The organism is Aeromicrobium sp. P5_D10 (genome assembly GCF_054049535.1).
Map to the genome: position 1 here is coordinate 387,172 of NZ_JBFUME010000003.1, position 19,206 is coordinate 406,377.

The 19,206-nt window shown below is 65.8% G+C and carries 18 protein-coding genes; 8 read left to right on the forward strand and 10 right to left on the reverse strand.

The window, feature by feature from the left end; translation table 11 throughout:
• Nucleotides 1–541: 541 nt before the first annotated feature.
• Nucleotides 542–2,248 (reverse strand): helicase, encoded by a 1,707-nt coding sequence (locus tag ACXJKC_RS06895; protein WP_456695949.1) that lies wholly within the window; start codon nt 2,246–2,248, stop codon nt 542–544.
• A gap of 60 nt (nt 2,249–2,308) precedes the next feature.
• Here ACXJKC_RS06895 and arr point away from each other — a divergent pair, with 60 nt between their 5' ends.
• The 3 genes from arr to ACXJKC_RS06910 all read left to right on the forward strand — a co-directional run bounded on the left by arr (nt 2,309) and on the right by ACXJKC_RS06910 (nt 3,713).
• Nucleotides 2,309–2,719 carry an NAD(+)--rifampin ADP-ribosyltransferase gene (arr, locus tag ACXJKC_RS06900; protein ID WP_456695950.1) on the forward strand — a complete coding sequence of 137 codons (411 nt, stop codon included), beginning with the start codon at nt 2,309–2,311 and terminating at the stop codon, nt 2,717–2,719.
• A 29-nt stretch (nt 2,720–2,748) separates the two neighbouring features.
• Entirely contained in the window at nt 2,749–3,393 is a 645-nt protein-coding gene (locus ACXJKC_RS06905) for a dihydrofolate reductase family protein (protein ID WP_456695951.1), read from the forward strand.
• An 80-nt stretch (nt 3,394–3,473) separates the two neighbouring features.
• A complete protein-coding gene (locus ACXJKC_RS06910) occupies nt 3,474–3,713 on the forward strand; it encodes a hypothetical protein (RefSeq protein WP_456695952.1) in 240 nt (79 codons plus the stop codon).
• Here the strand turns inward: ACXJKC_RS06910 and ACXJKC_RS06915 are convergent.
• From ACXJKC_RS06915 to ACXJKC_RS06940, 6 genes are all read right to left on the reverse strand, one after another.
• Entirely contained in the window at nt 3,710–4,210 is a 501-nt protein-coding gene (locus ACXJKC_RS06915) for a peptidase inhibitor family I36 protein (protein ID WP_456695953.1), read from the reverse strand. The two genes, ACXJKC_RS06910 and ACXJKC_RS06915, sit on opposite strands and share 4 nt — an antisense overlap.
• Nucleotides 4,211–4,306: 96 nt before the next feature.
• Entirely contained in the window at nt 4,307–5,017 is a 711-nt protein-coding gene (locus tag ACXJKC_RS06920) for a hypothetical protein (RefSeq protein WP_456695954.1), read from the reverse strand.
• Nucleotides 5,014–6,573, reverse strand: a complete 1,560-nt coding sequence (locus ACXJKC_RS06925; protein ID WP_456695955.1) for a long-chain-fatty-acid--CoA ligase — start codon at nt 6,571–6,573, stop codon at nt 5,014–5,016. The genes ACXJKC_RS06920 and ACXJKC_RS06925 overlap by 4 nt, the downstream gene beginning before the upstream one ends.
• Nucleotides 6,570–7,556, reverse strand: coding sequence for a winged helix-turn-helix transcriptional regulator (locus tag ACXJKC_RS06930; protein ID WP_456695956.1), 987 nt, complete (start codon nt 7,554–7,556; stop codon nt 6,570–6,572). Before ACXJKC_RS06930 ends, ACXJKC_RS06925 begins: the two co-directional genes overlap by 4 nt.
• Nucleotides 7,557–7,558: 2 nt before the next feature.
• Entirely contained in the window at nt 7,559–9,076 is a 1,518-nt protein-coding gene (locus tag ACXJKC_RS06935) for a carotenoid oxygenase family protein (protein WP_456695957.1), read from the reverse strand.
• Between the two features lie 25 nt (nt 9,077–9,101).
• Nucleotides 9,102–10,334 (reverse strand): acetyl-CoA acetyltransferase, encoded by a 1,233-nt coding sequence (locus ACXJKC_RS06940; RefSeq protein ID WP_456695958.1) that lies wholly within the window; start codon nt 10,332–10,334, stop codon nt 9,102–9,104.
• Between the two features lie 107 nt (nt 10,335–10,441).
• Between ACXJKC_RS06940 and ACXJKC_RS06945 the strand changes: the two genes are divergently transcribed.
• The 5 genes from ACXJKC_RS06945 (at nt 10,442) to ACXJKC_RS06965 (ending at nt 14,738) form a co-directional block, all read left to right on the forward strand.
• Nucleotides 10,442–11,671 (forward strand): acetyl-CoA C-acyltransferase, encoded by a 1,230-nt coding sequence (locus ACXJKC_RS06945; protein WP_456695959.1) that lies wholly within the window; start codon nt 10,442–10,444, stop codon nt 11,669–11,671.
• Complete coding sequence (locus tag ACXJKC_RS06950; protein ID WP_456695960.1) at nt 11,668–12,561, forward strand: SDR family NAD(P)-dependent oxidoreductase; 894 nt, start codon at nt 11,668–11,670, stop codon at nt 12,559–12,561. The genes ACXJKC_RS06945 and ACXJKC_RS06950 overlap by 4 nt, the downstream gene beginning before the upstream one ends.
• A gap of 79 nt (nt 12,562–12,640) precedes the next feature.
• Nucleotides 12,641–13,471 carry a DUF1295 domain-containing protein gene (locus tag ACXJKC_RS06955; RefSeq protein ID WP_456695961.1) on the forward strand — a complete coding sequence of 277 codons (831 nt, stop codon included), beginning with the start codon at nt 12,641–12,643 and terminating at the stop codon, nt 13,469–13,471.
• Entirely contained in the window at nt 13,471–14,322 is an 852-nt protein-coding gene (locus ACXJKC_RS06960) for an acyl-CoA thioesterase (protein WP_456695962.1), read from the forward strand. The genes ACXJKC_RS06955 and ACXJKC_RS06960 overlap by 1 nt, the downstream gene beginning before the upstream one ends.
• 20 nt (nt 14,323–14,342) lie before the next feature.
• Complete coding sequence (locus ACXJKC_RS06965) at nt 14,343–14,738, forward strand: nuclear transport factor 2 family protein (protein ID WP_456695963.1); 396 nt, start codon at nt 14,343–14,345, stop codon at nt 14,736–14,738.
• A gap of 115 nt (nt 14,739–14,853) precedes the next feature.
• Here ACXJKC_RS06965 and ACXJKC_RS06970 read toward each other — a convergent pair whose 3' ends face one another.
• The 3 genes from ACXJKC_RS06970 to ACXJKC_RS06980 are packed head-to-tail and all read right to left on the reverse strand — an operon-like array spanning nt 14,854 to nt 19,024.
• Nucleotides 14,854–15,489: a helix-turn-helix domain-containing protein gene (locus ACXJKC_RS06970; RefSeq protein ID WP_456695964.1), complete on the reverse strand. Its 636-nt coding sequence runs from the start codon at nt 15,487–15,489 to the stop codon at nt 14,854–14,856.
• Nucleotides 15,486–17,069, reverse strand: a complete 1,584-nt coding sequence (locus ACXJKC_RS06975; RefSeq protein ID WP_456695965.1) for an AMP-binding protein — start codon at nt 17,067–17,069, stop codon at nt 15,486–15,488. Before ACXJKC_RS06975 ends, ACXJKC_RS06970 begins: the two co-directional genes overlap by 4 nt.
• The gene (locus tag ACXJKC_RS06980) at nt 17,063–19,024 is read right to left on the reverse strand and encodes an alpha-ketoacid dehydrogenase subunit alpha/beta (RefSeq protein WP_456695966.1); all 1,962 of its coding nucleotides are present in this window, start codon (nt 19,022–19,024) and stop codon (nt 17,063–17,065) included. The genes ACXJKC_RS06975 and ACXJKC_RS06980 overlap by 7 nt, the downstream gene beginning before the upstream one ends.
• Nucleotides 19,025–19,206: the final 182 nt, after the last annotated feature.

A 19,206-nucleotide genomic window follows, 5' to 3' on the forward strand; every position in this document is an offset into this window, starting at 1 on the left:
TCCTCGTTGAATTCGGCGGTCTAGCCGCTCGCGCTCCGTGAGACCGGAATGCTGGCCTCGAACACCCGATCACCTCATCATCGCCCACGCCCGCATTGCTCGGACGAGCCTATTGAACATGACAGCAGTCCCCGCCAGGCAACGAACTCATGGTGTCCTCGCCCATGCTGGGAGGTTCAACCGTGCGGATGAGCTGGAACACCACTACTCGGCGCTGAAACCCGAGTATCGAACTGGGTGCTCGCGAGCGCCCGTTCGGACAACGTGATGAGATTTAAGACCTCGCGCGCGACATACGCCTTGGCGCCACATTCGATCGACTTTGCGTCAGGATTCCCGCAAGGCGGAGCTCCTCCAACGCTGCGCTCGCGGCTGGGAAAGACTCATCTTTCCTTTCAAGAAGACCCATTCCATCAAAGGTTAAGGACCTAAACTTTGATAGAAGGCGATCTGGCATAAGCGAACTGACCAACCTTGTATCGTCGCCGACCAGGCCTCGATCGTCCGCTGTGCCGATGTCCCTTGTCGCGGCCAAGCCCGTTCAGACGCCGTCTTCGGCCAAGGTCGTGGTCGGCAGCCAGTCGGCCCCGAGCAGCTGCGCGAGCTCCGTGAGGCCGGCGGTGTCGCTTCCCGCCGTGTCGGAGGCTGCGGCGATCCGCTCCACCATCACCTTGCCGACCTGCTCCTCGACCGTGCCCTCGGCATACGCAATGTGCCACGGCGAAACCTGGTGATCGCGGTGGGTGCGACCTGTCACCTGTCGTGCGGCGATCCCCGAGAAGCGGGCCTGGTGGAAGATGCCGACCCGCGGCTCGGTGCTCGCTTGGCGACCGTCCGGGAGGGTCTCCCCGGCGTGCAGGCTGATCGAGGCGACCGTCGTGAAGACACAGACCTTCGCCTGTCCAGTCTGGAATCGGAGCCGCTCGGCCTCGACATCGAACCGGTCGCGGCCATAGATCGTGGCGACCTCGATGCCGCTCTCACGCAGCCGGTCGACGATCGGATCAGCGGCGGTCGCGACGAATTCGACCGAGCAAGCAACCTGACGCTCAGCCTGGACCTGCTGGGCGATCCAGGCGACGGTCGAGTCGACGCGGATCAGCCCGGCCTTCTGCCGGAAGCGCAGCAGCGCGGCTCGACCCTTCGCCACACTGCGTCCGTGTCGCGCCATGTCCATCTCACGACAGAACTCTCCCCACTCAGCCTCGTACGCAATCCGCTCCGTAGGCGTGAGCGTCACCGGCATGCCTGAGATCGGCACCGGCCCCCACGGCGCCGCGCGGTGCAGCATGGCGGGAGGTCGCTCGTCGGCGAGCCAGCCGCGCACCAGCTTGAGGTCCGCCGCACGTCGAGCGGGGTCCGTCGTCCAGGTCGCGCCGTAGCGGCCGTGCTCCACCCCGACGCCGTGGCGTTCGAGCGCCGTGGCGAACGCGGCCCCACGTTGCGTCGCCGACGCCCATTCGCGCATCGGCTCGCCGAGCACCTGCGCATAGGCCGGAGCAAGATATGGCAGCTCGAGTGGCGTGTGCCCGGGAGTCGCAGTCGTCGCGATGACGAACGGCGCCTTGTCATGTGGCCGCGCATACCCCGAGACGGTCGCCCAGAGCTTCCACCGCTTCGTCGTCGTGCGTCGCAGCGCATGAGCCTCGTCCGCGATGATCACGTCCCACGTGTGGTCCTTGACCTTCTCGAGCCGGTCCCACGTGATCACGACCCACTCCAGTCCCCCGTCGCCCAACGCCGTGATCGTCCGGCACCAGTGGCCGATGGTGATGGCCGCGGGCCGGTCGGCCACGACGAGCACCCGCCGCGCGCTACGGAGATCGCCGACCGCCGTGGCCCCGAGGACGGCCGAGATCGTCTTGCCCACACCGGGCTCGTCGGCCAGCAGGAACAGTCGACCACCCGCCGCGGCACGCTCGGCGATCGCGTCGGCGGCTTCGAACTGGATCTTCCGGGGCTCAAGAGCATTTGTCGGCTCGGGGCTGGGCGTCGGATCACCGGGGTTCAGGGAGTTCTCGATGAACCGACCGAGCGTGTAGGGCCCCGGAGCGTACGGCACCAGGTGCACGGGTAAGGCTCGCCCGACGTACAGATGGGTCTTGACCGCCGGATGCCACGTAGCGCCGTCGACCTGCATCCCATACGGGACGTCGAGCGCCCACACCCGCTCGCCCGCCTCGGCCGCGGGCAACGGCCGCGGCGACGCGCTGCGCCGTCGAGCACTGGATCGGCGAGGACTGGGCACCCCCGGACGCTACACGGCTCTCCGCCTCGAACAGGGCTGACGTGCCCGTACGCTGAGCAGATGAGCGATGTGCTGGACGCGAGGCCGTTCTTCCACGGCACCAAAGCCGAGCTGCAGGTGGGCGAGCTCCTGACCGCAGGCTTCCGGTCGAACTACCGGCCCGAGATCGTGATGAACCACATCTACTTCACCGCGCTGGTCGATGGTGCCGGCCTCGCGGCAGAGCTCGCGGCCGGCGAGGGCATCCCTCGCGTCTACTCCGTCGAGCCGACGGGTGCCTTCGAGAACGATCCGAACGTCACCGACAAGAAGTTCCCCGGCAACCCGACCCGGTCCTACCGCAGCACCGAACCCCTCCGGGTCGTCGGCGAAGTGACCGAGTGGACGCGCCTGACTCCCGACGCGCTGCAGGCCTGGCGCGACAGACTGGCCGCGATCCTCGACGATGAACGCGGCGAGATCATCAACTAGAACCTGCTCCACCTCGAAGGGAATCTGACATGACACGCGTTCGCGTAGACATCAACATCTCGCTGGACGGCTATACCTCGGCCGGCCAGTCGCCAGAAGACCCGATGGGACAGGACTGGGGCAGACTCATGGCCGCCTACACCGCGACCCGCACGATGCAGGAGCGCGTCTTCGGCGACACCACCGGCAACGGCACGACCGGCATCGAGGACTCCTACGCCGCTGCGTACTTCGACGGTGTCGGCGCCGAGATCCTGGGCGCGGGCATGTTCGGCTTCCACACCTTCCCCGACGATCCGGACTGGAAGGGGTGGTGGGGCGACGAACCGCCGTTCGGTTTCCCTGTCTACGTCCTCACGCACACGGCCCCGCGCCCGGCGATGCCGATGCAGGGTGGGACGACATTCCACTTCCGCAGCGGCGCGATCGAGGACGTGCTCGCCGAGGCCGTCGCATCTGCCGATGGCCTCGACGTGCGCGTCGGCGGCGGCGGCAGCACTGCGCGCGACTTCCTGCGCGCCGGCCTGGTCGACGACCTGCACGTCGCGATCGCGCCGATCGTCCTGGGCCGAGGGCATCGATTCTGGGACGAACTCGGCGGCCTCGAGCTCACCCACAGGGTCACGACGGAAGTGGCCGAGAGCGGCACGACCCACGTCATGTTCACGCGATAGGTCCCGGGCGCCGGCGCTGAATCAGGTCATCTCTTCCGCCCGGCAGATGCCCTACGTCAACGGCGCACCTGATAGCACACGTGGAGCACGCGGTCGCCCTGAATCACCACGTCGGAATCGCCCAACACATGCTGCGCGTCGACCGATCCGAAGAAGCGTTTGCCCGACCCGAACACAACGGGTTGAGCACTCCGCTGTCGCCCAACGGGATGTCCCCGCTGGACAACCAGTCGAACAAGGGCCCGGGCTGGTCGTCCTTGTCGGCGATGAATCCGTCCACCGACACCGAGCTGTACATGACGACCTTGCCCACGGCCTAGTACTTCGACTGGTCGGGGTACGTCGAGCAGCCGGTCCGCGCGATGCCGGGGCCGACAACCTTGATCGACGAGACCTTGTTCTTGAGGTAGATGCTGTTCACGCTGCTGTTCAGGCTGCCCTTGGTCCCGGGCCGCAGGGCGAGAGCCATCCCGGTCTCGCCGTACGTGCACTTCTGCCCATCGAACACGATGAACTCCTTGCCGGTGCGGTTCCAGTAAGACGCCGCGTTGTTGTTGACGACGACTTTCCAACCGTTGGCACCGACCGGGCCGTCGTCGAAGAGCTCGTTGGTCAGTGCGGCGTCGGTCACCGCGAGATCGGCCCGGGCGCCTTTCAGATCCGAGTTGAAGTAGAGGCAGAATCGCCCCTCAGGACAGGTGGCGCCAGTGCCTGAGGCGTTCGCCGGTGCCACATTGACGACCGAGGCGAGCGCCAAAGCCGTCATCGCGGAGCCGAGCGCGAGCGCCCGTGGAAAGCGTCGGGCTGTTGACATCATCTAAATTCCCCCTGGAAAGTGTGACCTGCCGATCAGACATGATCGACGCTCAAACTACACCGCCGCCCGGCGTGACGGGTAGTTTGTCGACCAAGCTCAGATCAGGTTGAACGTCACTCCGCTGATCTCGACGGAACGCTCGGCAATCTCAGCGCCGTCGACAACGCCCAGGTCGATCGCGGTCATCATCTTGACATCGCCCCGGACGAAGCGCACGGTCCGCGAGCCCAGCTCGATGCACGGGATGCCGTCTACTGTCGCGACCTCGAGGCCGAACAGCTGTCCCCACTTGGCCGACTGGACGGCCGGGTCGGGAGAGCTGACCTCGACTGCGAGCACTTCGTCGATGAGCGGAGCGGCGGGCACCTCGGCCTCGACATCGTCCCAGAACCACTTCTCGGGGTCGGCGATCTCGTCGAGCTCAATGAGCAGTCCGAGGTCGCCGGGATGCAGCTGGATGATGCGGTGGCCGTAGACCTCGAGATCCTCGATCGTCCGGACACCCAGCTCGGCCGCGTTGGCGACGAAGGGTGCCAGGTCGTCGACCTGGATCGACAGGCCGTAGCCACCGCCGATGCCGCCGACCTTCGCGACCCAGCCGGCGATCGCAGCTTCGGGCTTCAGCGCACCCACGAGCTCGAGGTGCGCCTCGGGGCCGACCCGGAACGTCTGGTCGTCGATTCCCAAGGGCTCCAGCAGCGGGTCGGCGAAACCTTCGGCCAGACCGAACGTCTCCTGGAACTGCGCGCTTGCCTTCTCCATGTCTCCGGTGCCGATGATGACCTGGCGAATCGTGGTAAAGCTCATCCGATGCTCCTGTCGTGTCCGGCCCACCATGGGGCGCGGAGCTCTCGTTTCAAAACCTTCCCGGAGGGATTCCGGGGCAGCTGTTCAACCACCTCGACGGCAGTCGGGCACTTGTAGTGCGCGAGCCGTTCACGGGTGAACGCGATGAGCTCGGCCTCGTCGATCGTCTCGCCGCTCTTCGGGACGACCACCGCGAGCGGCGTCTCACCCCATTTCTCCGACGGGACGCCGATCACGGCGACCTCCTGCACGGCGGGGTGCGCCATGATCGCGTTCTCGACCTCGGCGGGATAGATGTTCTCGCCACCCGACATCAGCAGATCCTTGATGCGGTCCTTGAGGAAGACATATCCATCGGCGTCCATGTATCCGGCGTCGCCGGTGCGGAACCAGCCACCGGGCCAGAAGGCATCGGCCGTGGCTGCGGGGTTGCGCCAGTACTCGCGCGTGACGCCGGGACCGCGGGTGACGACCTCGCCGACGACCCCCGTTTCGCAAAGCTCCCTGGTGTCGGGATCAATGATCGCGACTTCGAGCCCCGGAACGGCACGGCCGGCAGACCGCAGCTTGCTGTCCTCGCCGACCACGTGGTCTTCGGGACGCAGGAACGTCGTGACGCCGATCGTCTCGGTCAGGCCGTAGCTCTGCGAGAGCTGCGCGCCGAAGACCTTCTGCGCACCGAGCATGACCGTCTCGGAGATCGGCGATCCCCCGTAGACGACGTGTTCGACGCTGGAGTAGTCGGCCGCCGAAGCCTCAGGACTCGTGATGAACAGTTGCATCACGGTCGGCACCATGATGACGTGCGTCGCCTTGTGACCGACCAAAAGACCCAGCATGTTCTGCGGCGTGACCTCGGTGAACTGCACGATCCTGCCACCCGTGGCCAGCGTGATGAGCGACCAGCCACCGGCCGCGATGTGGTAGTACGGCGTCGGCACGAGGCTCACCGATGACGGCGAAGGATTGAATAGGGCCCCGAATGCTTCGACCGCCCAGAGCATCCCCGCAACGGTCGTGGTCACGCCCTTCGGACGTCCCGTTGTCCCTGAGGAGTACATCAGCGAGCACAGCGCATCGCCACCGAGTTCCCTCCCCGGATCCACTGCCGGCTGCTCGGCGAGCCAGGGCTCGAACGCCGTCCAGCCGTCAGCCACGGAGAGTGAATCGGTCTGCGAGAAGACGAGTCGCAGACCCGTCCAGTCAGCCGGGACCAGCGACGTCAGGTGGTCCTCGACCAGAATCGCCGACGGATCGGCGTCATCGAGGATCCAGGCGATCTCGGGGCCCGACAGCCGGAAGTTGAGCGGCACGATCACGACGCCAGCCTTGGCGGCGGCGAAGAACAGCTCCCAATACTCCGTGGCGTTACGGGCCAGATACGCCACCCGGTCCCCGGCCGACAGACCTGCGGCCACCAGCCCTGACGCGATGGAGTCCGAGCGCGACGACAGCTCGCCGTACGTGACCGACCGGCCCTCGCCGACGATGGCTGGCGAGTCGGGGCACGCCGCATTATTGGCGCGGATCACGTCCGCGAGAGTCTTGGCGCTCATTCCTTCTGATCTCCTTCAGTAACGCGATCGACGATCGTGATGTCGTGGCCTGTCAGGACTGCCTGACACTGATCGCAGCGAAATGTCGCCTCGAACGGTGCACCGCAAGCGGGATGTCGGGTGTCCATCGCAGGGCCCTCGGGGGCCTGGAACCATTCCTGTCCCCATTGCAGAACCGCCGCGATGACGGGATAGAACGCCCGCCCCTTCTCCGTCAGGTGATACTCGGCCCAATCGGGACGTTGCGGGTTCTGCGTCGCGACGAGCACGTCGATCGCGACGAAGGCACGCAGCCTCTCGGCCACCAGAGTCGGCGGCGCTCCCAGGTTCGACTCGAAGTCCGAAAAGCGAGTGACCCCGCGGAACGCAGCTCCGAGCAGCGCCGAGGCCCACCGGTTGCCGAACACCAGCATCGTCTCGGGGAACAGACCGGCCAGGGAGTGCGACGGGTCAGAGTCCGACCGTCGCCGGGTCACCGACTCGGGCACCGACCGCTCCCACGATCCGCTCGGTCCCCAATCACCGACGACGTCCTTGGCCTCGACCGCCTTCTCGCACGCCCCGCACGTGAGAACCGGCGAAAAATCACTGCCGCACAGCGAATGACGCATCGTCGGCAGCGTCGAACTCTGATCGACCCAGCGCCGTTCCCACTCCCAGATCGCCAGCATGACCGGCCAGAGCGCGCGGCTGCGGTCCGTCACGAGGTACTCGGCACGCAGCGGATTGGTTTGATAGACGTGACGGCGCAGCAGCCCCTCACGAACCAGCAGATTCAACCGGCTCGTCAGCACGGAGTTCGAGATCGGCAGCGCCTTTTTGAACTGTCCGAACCGGCCCAAACCCTGCAATGCCTGCTGGATGATCAGCAACGTCCACTCGTCGCCGAGCACGCCGAGCGTCCGGCCGATCGCATTGGTCGCGCCCGGCTCGAGCTTCGTGGGTTTGGTCTCCAGCTCCGTGGAGAGGTTCGGGGCGTCCATCGCTACAGCCCGACGGCGTCCGCGGCTGTGTCGGACGTCTGCCAGCGACGCAGGTCCGAACCCGGCGCCCACGTGGAGTGCGTGCCGCTCGACACCCGTTCAGGCAGTTTGAGCTTGCACACCGGACCGTCACCCACGCGAGCAGCGTCGAAGACCAGCGCGAATGAGGCGTCGACGTTCATATCGGTCGTGATCGTGATGAGATAGCCGTCATCCTCACCCGTGCTGCCGATGCGCGGCGCCATCGCGGTCTCACTGCCATAGACACCGTCGCCGAACGAGATGCGTTCCTCGGTGCCGTCCTTCAGATCGTGCTTGACGAGTCCGTCGAACAGGAACCACGACGGCTTGCCGGTCGCGGCGTACGCATACCGGTACTTGCCGCCGGTGTACGCGCCGTTCATCATGCCGAATTCGGTGATGGTGTCGCTGAGGCTCTCCTCCTTCACGAGGCCGGTCACGAGGTTGAGCCGCCAACGGTGAAGGCGCGACTGCATGCGGTCGAGGGCAAGGAATCGGAAGGCACGTTCCCAATGGTTGCCCATACCGTTGTCCGCAGGTTCCGGATCGCCCTGGAAGAAGCCGTCGAGCACGATCTCGTCGCCGTCCTCATACGCGTTGACGAAGTGCAGAACGTACGTCGACTCGGCCTCGAACCATGTGATGTCCTTGGTCTGACCCTTGCGGGGGATGACCGCGAACCGCGTCGGCGTCTCGGGGTGGAACCGGGCGATGTGCGCATCCTTCTTGAGCGCCTCCTCGTCCCAGTACAGCGGACAGTCGTTGAGAATCGCGTAGTTCTCGGTGAACGCCATGTCGTGCGGCAGCCGCGGACCGGGCAGTGGGACGTCGATGTAGTGCGACAGATCGTTGTTCTCGTCGACGACGCCGTAGTGCATGTACGGCGCTTCCTTGCTGTAGTTGAAGAACAGCATTTCGCCGGTGCGGTCGTCGACCTTGGGGTGCGCCGAGACGCCCCACTCGAACGGAAACTTGCCGTTCCACGACTCCTTGCCCATCGTCTCGGCCGACATCGGATCGACGCGATACAGGTCACCGCACTGGTAGAAGCTCGTCAGCGCGACGCCCCGGTGGACCACGACGTCGGTGCTCGACGCATCCTTCATCCGGCGGCGCGCACCCCAACCGCCTTCGGCGATCGCACTCGACGGACGTTCGGCAAGGCCCGCCCACAATGCCTGACCGGCTTCCTGCTCGGCAACGAAGCCGTCGGTACGGATCATCCGGTTGCGGTAGAACGCCTTGCCGTCGCGGAATCCGACGACGTGGATCATGCCGTCGCCGTCGAACGGGTGGTAGTTCTTCAGCGAGGGGTGGACGGGATTCTCGGTGTTGCGCAGGTACACGCCGTCGAGGTCCGCGGGAATCTCGCCCTCGACGATCTCGAGGTCATCGGCCTTCCACTCCGTGGTCTGCGGCTGCCACGGACCGGAGCGGTAGGGGTGATCGTCGTCCGCAGGAAGGGTGGACAGGATTCGACCGACAACTTCAACGTCCATCGTGATGCTCCTTGCTCAGTTGGTGTTACGCGACGGCCGAGCCGACGACGAGACTGACGGTCGTCGCGGTGCTGCCGCCGAAATTGAGGGTGCCGAAGGTCTTCGCGCCTTCGACCTGGTAGTCGCCGGCGGAGCCGCTGACCTGCTTGCTGGCATCGAGCAGCATGCGCACTCCGCTCGCGCCGACGGGGTGACCGCCGCCGATCAGGCCGCCGCTGGGGTTGATCGGCAGGCGTCCGCCCATCTCGATCTCGCCGTTCTCGATCGCCTTCCACGACTCCCCCGGGCCGGTCAGGCCGATGTGGTCGATCGCGACGTACTCGCTCGGGGTGAAGCAGTCGTGCGTCTCCAAGCCGTCGAGAGCGTCGAGCGTGACGCCGGCCCGATCGAAAGCGTCGTTGACCGCATCGCGCAGGTGTGGGAGGACGTAGGGATTGTCGGCATCGCGGTCGAGCTTCTGCGCGAGGCCGAGCCCGACGGTTCGGTGGCCCCAGCCCAGCACCTGGGCGAGGGGAGTGGCGTTGACGCCGGGGTTGTTGCGCAGGTACGTGTCGTTGACGAGCACCACACCGGCGCCGCCGTCGGTCACCTGGCTGCAGTCGAACCGGCGCACCCTGCCCTCGATGACCGGGTTGGTGGCGTCGTCACGACCGGCGCCGGCGACCAGATCGGGAACGTCCCAGCCTCGGGTCTGCGCGTTGGGATTGCGCTTGGCGTTGGCGAAATTGATCTGGGCGATGGCACGCAGGTGGACCTCGTCGATGCCGTAGCGCGAGTCGTACTCATCGGCGACCTCGCTGAACATGTACGGCCACATGAACTTCGCGTCCTGGCCCTCATGGCCGACCCAGGCGGCCGCTCCGAGGTGCCCCGCAGCGGCGTCGCCGTTGACGGTCTTCTCCAACTCGATCCCGACGACCAGAGCGCTGTCGTAGTTCCCCGCCTTCAGATCTGCCATCGCAGCCAGCACCGCGATGCTGCCGGATGCGCAGGCGGCCTCATGCCGGGACGACGGAGTGCCCCAAAGATCGGGCCGGACGGTCGCCGGCATCGCGCCGAGCTGCCCCTGTCCGGTGAACAACTGGCCGAAGGCATTCGCGACGTGGACAACGCCGATCGAGGCTCCGCCGATCGACGCGGCTTCGAGTGTGTGGTCGACGACTTCTGCGGTGAGGTCGGCGAAATCCTTGCCCTCACGAGTCAGGTTGCGGGCGAAGTCGCTCTGGTAGCCACCAAGGACCCAGATGTTCTCGCTCATCGCGCTCTCCTCTTCATCACTCACGTCGGGGCTTGCCAATGTGCGGCAACCGTACTACAACTAACAGAGTATCTCCACCAGTTGAATCAGCCAGTTATGAGGAAGCGATGTCTGAAGCCTTCGTCCTGGACTACGTCCGGACCCCCCGCGGCAAGGCGAGCCCCAAGGGCGGCCTGCACGCCCACTCGGCCCTCGACCTGGTCGTGCACCTGCAGCAAGCTCTCGTCGAGCGCAATGCCCTCGACGTCGAACAGATCGACGACATCGCGATCGGCTCGGCATCCCAGGTAGGCGAACAGGGCAGCAATATCGCCCGGACCGCAGCGCTCCTGGCCGGCTGGGGCGACAGCGTTCCCGGCTACACGCTCAACCGGTTCTGCGCGTCGGGCGTCGACGCCGTCGGGCAGACTGCGGCCCGCATCCGTGGCGGTGACTTACAACTCGCCGTCGCCGGTGGGGTCGAAAGCGTCTCGCGCGTGCCGATGTTCGCCGACAAAGGTCCGCTCTGGGCAGACGCCGACATCATCCGCACGATCGGCTCGGTGCACATGGGCATCGCCGCCGACCTCAACGCGACGATCGAAGACATGAGCCGCGAAAAGCTCGACGCCTACGGGCTTGAGACCCAGCTCAAAGCAGCCAAGGCCCGCACCGACGGCGCCTTCACCCGCTCGCTCGTGCCCGTCCCGGCCAAGGGCGATAGCCCCGGTCTCGACCACGACGAGCTCGTCCGCCCCGGCACGACGCTGGAAGGGCTCGCCCAATTGCCGTCCGCATTCGCCGAACTCGGCTCTTCGGGCCAGGACGCCATCGCACTCGGCGCCTTGAAGGAGATGGGCGTCCACTCCGAAGTCTCCGAGATCCAACACCTGCACACCGTGGGCACCTCCCCCGCGATGGCCGACGCGTCCGCGCTGCTTCTGGTCGGCTCCGCCGAAGCCGCCGAGCGCGCCGGGATCGCACCGCGCGCCCGCATCATCGGATCGGCGTCGACCTCGGTCAACCCGGTCGTGATGCTGACTGCCGGACAGAGCGCCGTCGAGCAGGTCATCGCCCGCGCCGGACTGACGCCCGCTGACATCGACGTCTTCGAGTTCGCCGAGGCGTTCTCGGCCCTGTGCCTGCGGTTCCGGCGAGACCTCGACGTCGGCCCCGACCGGATGAACCCCAACGGCGGAACCATGGCGATGGGGCACGCCTTCGGCGCCACCGGCGCGATCCTCGTCGGCAGCTGCGTCGAAGAGCTCGAACGCCGCGGCGGACGCTACGGCGTTGCCGCAGTCAGTGGTGCCGCTGGGCTCGGCGTCGCCGTCCTCGTCGAAAGGATCTCCGCATGACACGCCCTCTGGACGGCCAGGTCGCCATTGTCACCGGTGGAGGCAAGGGTCTCGGCCGCGCCTTCGCACTGCACCTGGCGTCCCAAGGCGCCGCAATCGTGGTCAACAACCGCAACCGAGTCGTCGATGCCGACGGTCGCAGCGCAGCCGACTACGTCGTCGACGAGATCATCGCCGCCGGTGGACGAGCGGTCGCCGACTACGGTGACGTCGCCGACCTTCCGACCGCCGACGCCCTAGTCAAGGCCGCGCTCGACAACTGGGGACGCCTCGACATCCTCATCACGAGCGCCGCGATCACCGGCCCACAGATGTTCCACAAGCTCGACGTCGACGACTTCACCAAGCTCATCGACATCAACGTGACCGGCACCGCGCTCGTCGCTTCCGCCGCAATGCGGGTCATGCGCGAAGCCGGACGCGGCCGCATCATCCTGGTCGCGTCGACATCGGGTCTGCACGGATTCCCGACCGTCTCGGCCTATGCCACGAGCAAGGGTGCGGTCATCGCGATGGGGCGCTCCATCGCGGCCGAAGGCGCGAGCAAGGGCGTATTGACCAATGTGATCCTGCCGTACGCAACGACCCAGATGACCGAGGACGGCATGGACGCCGACTACGCCGACGAGCTACGTCCCGAAGCGGTCGCCCCCATCGTCAGCGCACTGGCCGATCCGGCTTCGACGATCAACGGTCAGGTCATCGTCGCCGGTTCCAACGGTCTGCGAGTCGCCGACGCGATCGAAAGCGGAACCGTCACGTATGACAACTCCGGCGCCCTCGACCCGGCCGAACTCGCCGGGCTGATCGACAAGAGCCGCAGCGGACAGCAGCACACCTACACCAACGCCCACGAGGGCTTCTTGGACTTCGCGTCCGAACTCGCCTGATCCTCACTGTGTTGGTTGAGGAGCCCGAGGAACGAGGGCGTCTCGAAACCAATCTCACCCCTTCACCAGAAAGCCACTCATGAACGACATCCCGTGGGGCGATCTCGCCCTCAATCTGCTCGCCGTCATCGGCGCCACCATCGTGTTCATCGGCATCATCATGGCCGTCGCGATACGGATCGAGAATCAGTCGATCATCGACATCTTCTGGGGGCCGGGATTTGTCGTCGCGGCGGTCGTCTCGTATTTCATGTCGTCGGGAGGGCCCGGCGACGACACCCGACGCCTGGTCGTCCTCGTGCTGACCGCAATCTGGGGTCTGCGGCTCGGCGCCTACATCGGCAAGCGCAACGCCGGCCACGGTCAGGACAAGCGTTATACGTCGATGATGCGTCAGCGCAAGGACCAGCCGCTCATCCCGTTCCTGATCCGCCGCATCTACGGCATGCAGGGCGCGCTGATCGTCCTGATCTCGCTGCCCGTGCAGTTCGCGATGTACCAGAACGAAGCCATCGGCATCATCGGCTCGATCGGCATCGCGATCTGGCTCATCGGCTTCCTGTTCGAGGCCGTCGGCGACTGGCAGCTCGCCCGCTTCAAAGCCGATCCGGCCAATGCCGGCAAGGTCATGGATCAAGGGCTGTGGGGCTGGACCCGTCACCCCAACTACTTCGGTGACGCCTGCGTCTGGGTCGGCCTGTTCCTGCTGGCGCTCGGCGCCCCGTGGGGTCTCGTCGCCATCGTCTCGCCGATCGTCATGACCAAGCTGCTGACCAGCTTCAGCGGTAAGGCAGTCCTCGAACGCGGTATGCGTCGCAGCAAGGGCGAGGCGTACGACGCGTACGTCGCGAGCACCAGCGGCTTCTTCCCGCTGCCGCCGCGCCGCAACAAGTCAGCCGCGAGCAGCTGATGCAAGCCACATCGAGTCTGACTGAACTGTTCACGCTCGAGCGCTCCGATGACGACACCTGGATCGGACCCACCGACGGGGTCAGGCTCCCGCAACTGTTCGGCGGACAGCTCGTCGGCCAGTCCATCATCGCCGCCGGCGCGAGCGTGCAGGACAAGCTCGTCCATTCCAGCCACACCACCTTCCTGCGGCCAGGCCGCTCAGGTATCCCGGTGACCTATCGGGTCAACCGGCTGCGGGACGGACGCACCATGGCGACGCGCGAGGTCGGCGCCTGGCAAGAAGATCGTCTGCTGTGCCGGAGCACGATCTCGTGCGCAGTCGCAGCTGATGGTCTGTCGCACAGCCGCGCCGCGCCGGCCCATCCCGCACCCGACGACTGCCGCGATCTGCTCGACGTCGCGGCAGACGACGGCGGGCTCGGCGAGTACTGGGACGATTTCGCGTCGGTCGAGGTACGGCTCGCGCCCGACGCGACTGAGCCGGTGCCACACTCCGCGGCTCCCCCGAACGCCAGCTGGATGAGGGTCGTCGAACCATTGCCCGACGACCCGATCGTGCACCGAGCAGCGCTCGCCTACGCCAGCGACCTCATGCTGATGTCGACCGCCGTCACTCCGCATGGCCACACCACCGGCCACGAGCGCAGCCTGGCCAGCCGTTGGAATGCCGTCTCCTTGGACCACAGCCTGTGGTTCCGTGGCGATATCCGCGCCGACGAGTGGATGTTGTTCGAGCACACAACTCCCATGGCGCACGAAGGCCGGGCCCTCATCGAGGCCGCCGTCTTCGATGTCGACGGCACGGCGCTCGGCCATGTCGCACAAGAAGCTCTCGTCCGTTCGAACTGACTCAATCACCGGAGGATCCCATGACCCAGCCCACGTCCACCCATCCCCACGTCGTCCTGCTCGACCGCATCATCGCCGCGGCCGAGGCCGGAGATCCGTCCGACCTGTTCGAGATCTACACCCCCGACGCGGTGATCTGGCACAACCACGACAACCGCGAACAGACCGTCGAGCAGAACGCCAAGCTGCTTGTCGGCATGAGCCGCTGGGTCTCCGACCGGCGTTACACCGAGCGCCGGATCTCGGTGTTCGACGGCGGTGCGGTCCAGCAGCACGTCCTGCGCGGCACCCGGGTCTCGACAGGCGAAGAAGTCGCCCTGCACGCCTGCGCCGTCATCACTGTGAACTCCGAGGGAAGAATCACGCGACTCGACGAATACATCGACAGCGCCGAAGCCGCCAAACTCGCCCCCTAACCCTCGCGAGTCACTCGATTACCACTGGGGAGTCAGCAAATTACGTGCGGCGAGTCAACGGGGTACGCCCCAGTGACTCGCCGCACGTAACGCAGTGACTCGCGAGCGCCGGGAGTCAGCTGACGACGAACCATATCGCTCGCACGAGCTGGTCGGAGGTGTTGCGAAGACGGTGGGGCACGTCGCCGCGCAGGTGGATCGCCTCGCCGGCACCCAAGGTCTGCTCGGCACCGTCGACCTCGACCGTCAGCTGACCTTCGAGCACGTAGCCGTAGTCATCGCCAACGTGACGTTGCGGCGAGGCGCCGGGGGCAGAGTCAGATCCCGGGTCGTACTCGGTCAACAAGAACTGGACGTGATGGTCGGCGGGCGTATCGGCCAGCCGCTTCCAGCGGACGCCGCTCTGCAATGTGAGGTACTCCGCGAGCACCGCCAGCTCCGCCTTGTTGTCAGCCGCAGGAGTCTGCGGTTCGACGATCGAGCCATCTCGCGCGGTGTCGACACTGCTGCCGAGCAGCTCGTCCAGCGACAGGTTCAGCTCTGACGCGATCGCAAACAGCGTGTTGACGGCCGCCTTGCTCTGCCCCAGCTCGAACTGCGACAAGAACGAGGCAGAGACGCCCAACCGCCGAGCGAGCTCGCGCACCGAGATGCCCAGCCGTTCGCGCTCGGCCCGAACGTTCTGACCGACGGTCGCGCCGAGGCCCCCCTTGCCGTTGTCTCCCGATGCCTTTCCCCCGCGTGCTGTCATGCGCGCAACTCCCGTTCGGTAGGCAACCTCGCCCAGCCTAGCTGTTCACGAAGCCGAAATTTCTGGACCTTGCCACTGGCCGTTCGCGGTAGCTCCCGCACGATCTCCAATCGCTCAGGGCTCTTCTGGACCGCAAATCCGGCTGCCAGCAGATGCTCCCGCAGCCCGTCGAGAGTGGGTTCGACAACGCCTGTTGGAACCACGAACGCGCACGCACGTTCGCCCAAGATCTCATCGGGCATCCCGATGATCGCCACCTCGGCCACGGCAGGATGTGCCAACAACGCCCACTCCACCTCGGCCGCACTGTACTTCTCACCACCGCGGTTGATGATGTCCTTGATACGCCCGAGGATCCGCAAGGTTCCTCCGGAGATCGCGGCCGCATCCCCCGTACGGAAGAAACCGTCGTCGGTGAAGCTCGCCTCGTTGAGCGCCGCATCGACGTAGCCCAAGAACAGCTCAGGTCCTCGGACCAACAATTCGTCGAGACCATCGGCATCGGCTCGCACGAGCATCTCGTTGGGGCCGATCACTGGACCTTCTTCTTCGGCGGCAGCGTAGAGATCACCGAAGGGGTCCGCCATCGCGACGGTCGGCATCTCGGTGGAGCCGTAGGTTCTGACGACGGCCGTATCCATCGTCGCGTGAGCCCGGCGAACGAGTTCGGGCGGAATGTCGGCCCCACCACAGACGAATGTCAGGAGAGCAGAGTGTGACGGTGTCCGCTGCGCATAGGTGTCGGCCAGACCGCGCAGAAAGGGAGTCGCGCTGACCGTGAACGTGCAGCGTTCGGCCTCAATGACTTCGACGGCGGCGACGGGATCCCACCGCTCCAGCAATACCGCCGCCGCCCCGAGATCGGCCGGCAGGACGATGCCGTACGAAAGTCCGGTGATGTGGCTGAGCGGCGACGGCATGAAGATCCGGTCGGCAGCCAACAATCGGCAGGTCTCGCGGATGCTGAGACTCTCGGCCAGCAACGTTCGGTGGCTGTGCAGAGCGCCTTTCGGCGCCGAGGTGGTCCCCGAGGTGTATAGCACCAGGGCGACATCATCAGGGGCCGGCTGGGCGTCGGGTTCGCCCMGCCGCGCTTCGAGCATCGATTCGAATCGTTCGACTCCGTCGACGTCCTGGTCCATCCGCACCCCGACAACCCGCCGCCCGCCCGCGAGATTGAGCAGTTCTGCCGCATGGTCATAGCCCCGATAGGTCATGGGTGCGATGAGGACGGCTGGATCAACCTCACGAATGATGAACGTCAGTTCGTGGGCGCGGTAGATCGGCACGACGGGCAGAACCACGCCGCCGGCGAGCCACGTACCCCATACCGCGACGACTGTCTCCCACCAGTTCGGCAATTGGATCAGCACGACATTTCCAGGTGCGAGACCGCCCGCCCGAAGAACCGACGCGAAGGCGGACGAGTGGTCCAACAGCTCGCGGTATGTCAGTCTGACCTGGTCGTCGACGACCGCCTCGGCATCTGGCATCCGTTCAGCGGACGCCCGAAGTCGCTGCGGCAGCGTTCCGTCAACGATCTCCGATGCCAGGGTGTGCGGCCGGGTCGCGCTCAACACGCCATGACCTCGTGGACCGCAGCAATGATCTCGGCCGGGCCTGCTTCCCACTCCCGCTCGAGCACCGGCGCGTACGGCGCTGGCGAGTAGCTGGCTCCGACCCGGACGACCGGTGCGTCCAGCGACCAGAATCCGCTGCCGACGGCCAGCGCGGCGATCTCTGCCCCGACGCCGAAGTCAGTGACTGCCTCCTGGGCGATGACCATGCGGTTGGTGCGGGCGAATGATTCCAGAACCGTCTCGCGATCCAGGGGGACGATTGTCCGCAGGTCGATGACCTCGACGCTGATGCCCGAGGCCTGCAAGGTCTCGGCGGCCTGAACTGCGTGTGTGACCATGCGCGACCAGGCCACGATTGTTGCGTCGGTGCCGGCTCTCACGATCTTGGCCTTGCCGATCGGCAACCGGAATGACTCATCGGGCACACGGGACTTCTGCTCGTACAACAGCCGGTGCTCGATGAACACGACCGGATTGTCATCCTCGATCGCGCTGCGCAACAGACCGTAGGCGTCTGTTCCGGAACTCGGCATGACGACCGTCAGGCCCGGGATGTGCGCCAGGATGGCTTCGAGGCTCTGCGAATGCTGACTGCCCGATGAACGTCCCGAACCGAACTGCGTGCGCACGACCATCGGGACGGTTACCGCCCCGCCGGTCATGAGCCGCAGCTTGGCGGCCTGGTTCATGAGCTGGTCGAGGCATACGCCGAGGAAATCGAGGTACATCAGCTCAACGACGGGGCGCAGACCCGCCATCGCCGCACCGACGCCCAGGCCCATGATCGCGGTCTCCGAGATCGGGGTGTCGAGGACACGACCAGGATGCTCCCCGGCGAGACCCCGCGTCAGCCCGAACACATTTCCGCCGGCCACGTCGATCCCGGCGAGGAACACCGACGGGTCATGATCAAGCGCATCTCCAAGAGCCTTACGGATAATTTTCGACTGTGACAGAACAGGCTGATCTTCTGTCGGCGCGGCCGGTTCGACCACGTCGCGGCGTGGTGCGTAGACAAAGTCCATCGCCGTCTCCGACGCTGGCTCGGCCGAGCTCCGGGCGAACTGTTCGGCGTCGTCTACCGTCGCTACGGCTTCGTGCTCAATCGCGACAAGATCTGCTTCGGAGAGTCCGCGCCCCACCAAGCGGGCACGTGTCAGCCTCAACGGATCTGCGGCGGCGACATCTACTGCCATCTCAGTCGCATCACGGTACCGCTGCTGGTCTCCCTCATAGTGGCCGTGCACCCGAACCGTCGATGCCTCGACCAGGATCGGCCCCTCCCCTGCACGTACTCGCTTCAGCACATCCTGCATACCGGCGGCGACTGCTTCAACGTCTCCGCCATCGAGCTCGGCTACCTCGATTCCGTAGGCAAGGGCGCGTTGCGTGATCGGAACGGGGTGTTGATCCTCAGCCCGCGAGAACTCCGAGAAGCCATTGTTCTCGCAGAAGAACACGATCGGCAGCCGCCACAGTGCCGCGAGGTTGACCGCCTCGTGAAACGCCCCGGTCGCGATGGCGCCGTCGCCGAAGAAGCAGATGACGGCGTCACCGTCACCTCGATCACGCGCGGCATGCGCAGCACCGACCGCGATCGGGATTCCGGCACCGACAATGCCATTCGCGCCGAAGATTCCGAGCTCAGGATCTGCGACGTGCATCGATCCGCCTCGCCCCCGGCAAGCGCCGGTCTCCTTGCCCATGAGCTCTGCCAGCATCTTGCGTGGCTCGAGTCCCTTGGCCAAGACATGTCCGTGACCGCGGTGGGTCGACGTGATGACATCGGAGTCTCGCGCATGGAGCAGGGCACCGACGGCGCAGGCCTCCTGGCCGATCGACGTGTGCACGAAGCCCGGGATGACGTCCTGCGCATACAGCGTGGAGACGCGTTCCTCCATGCGTCGGATGAGGCACATCCGGCGATAGGCATCGGCCAGCTCATCGGTGTCCATTCAGGGCGCCCCCTCTCGTTTTCGACGTCGAATCCAACGCTTGACATGTGGGACAGTAGCCGCCCTCTCGCCAGAGTGTCCAGTGACACTTTACAAAAATTTGTCCAGTAACACTTGACGACACCCCTCGATCTAGTGTCCAGTATCACTTGACAGTAAGTGTGACCCCCATCACGAGGAGG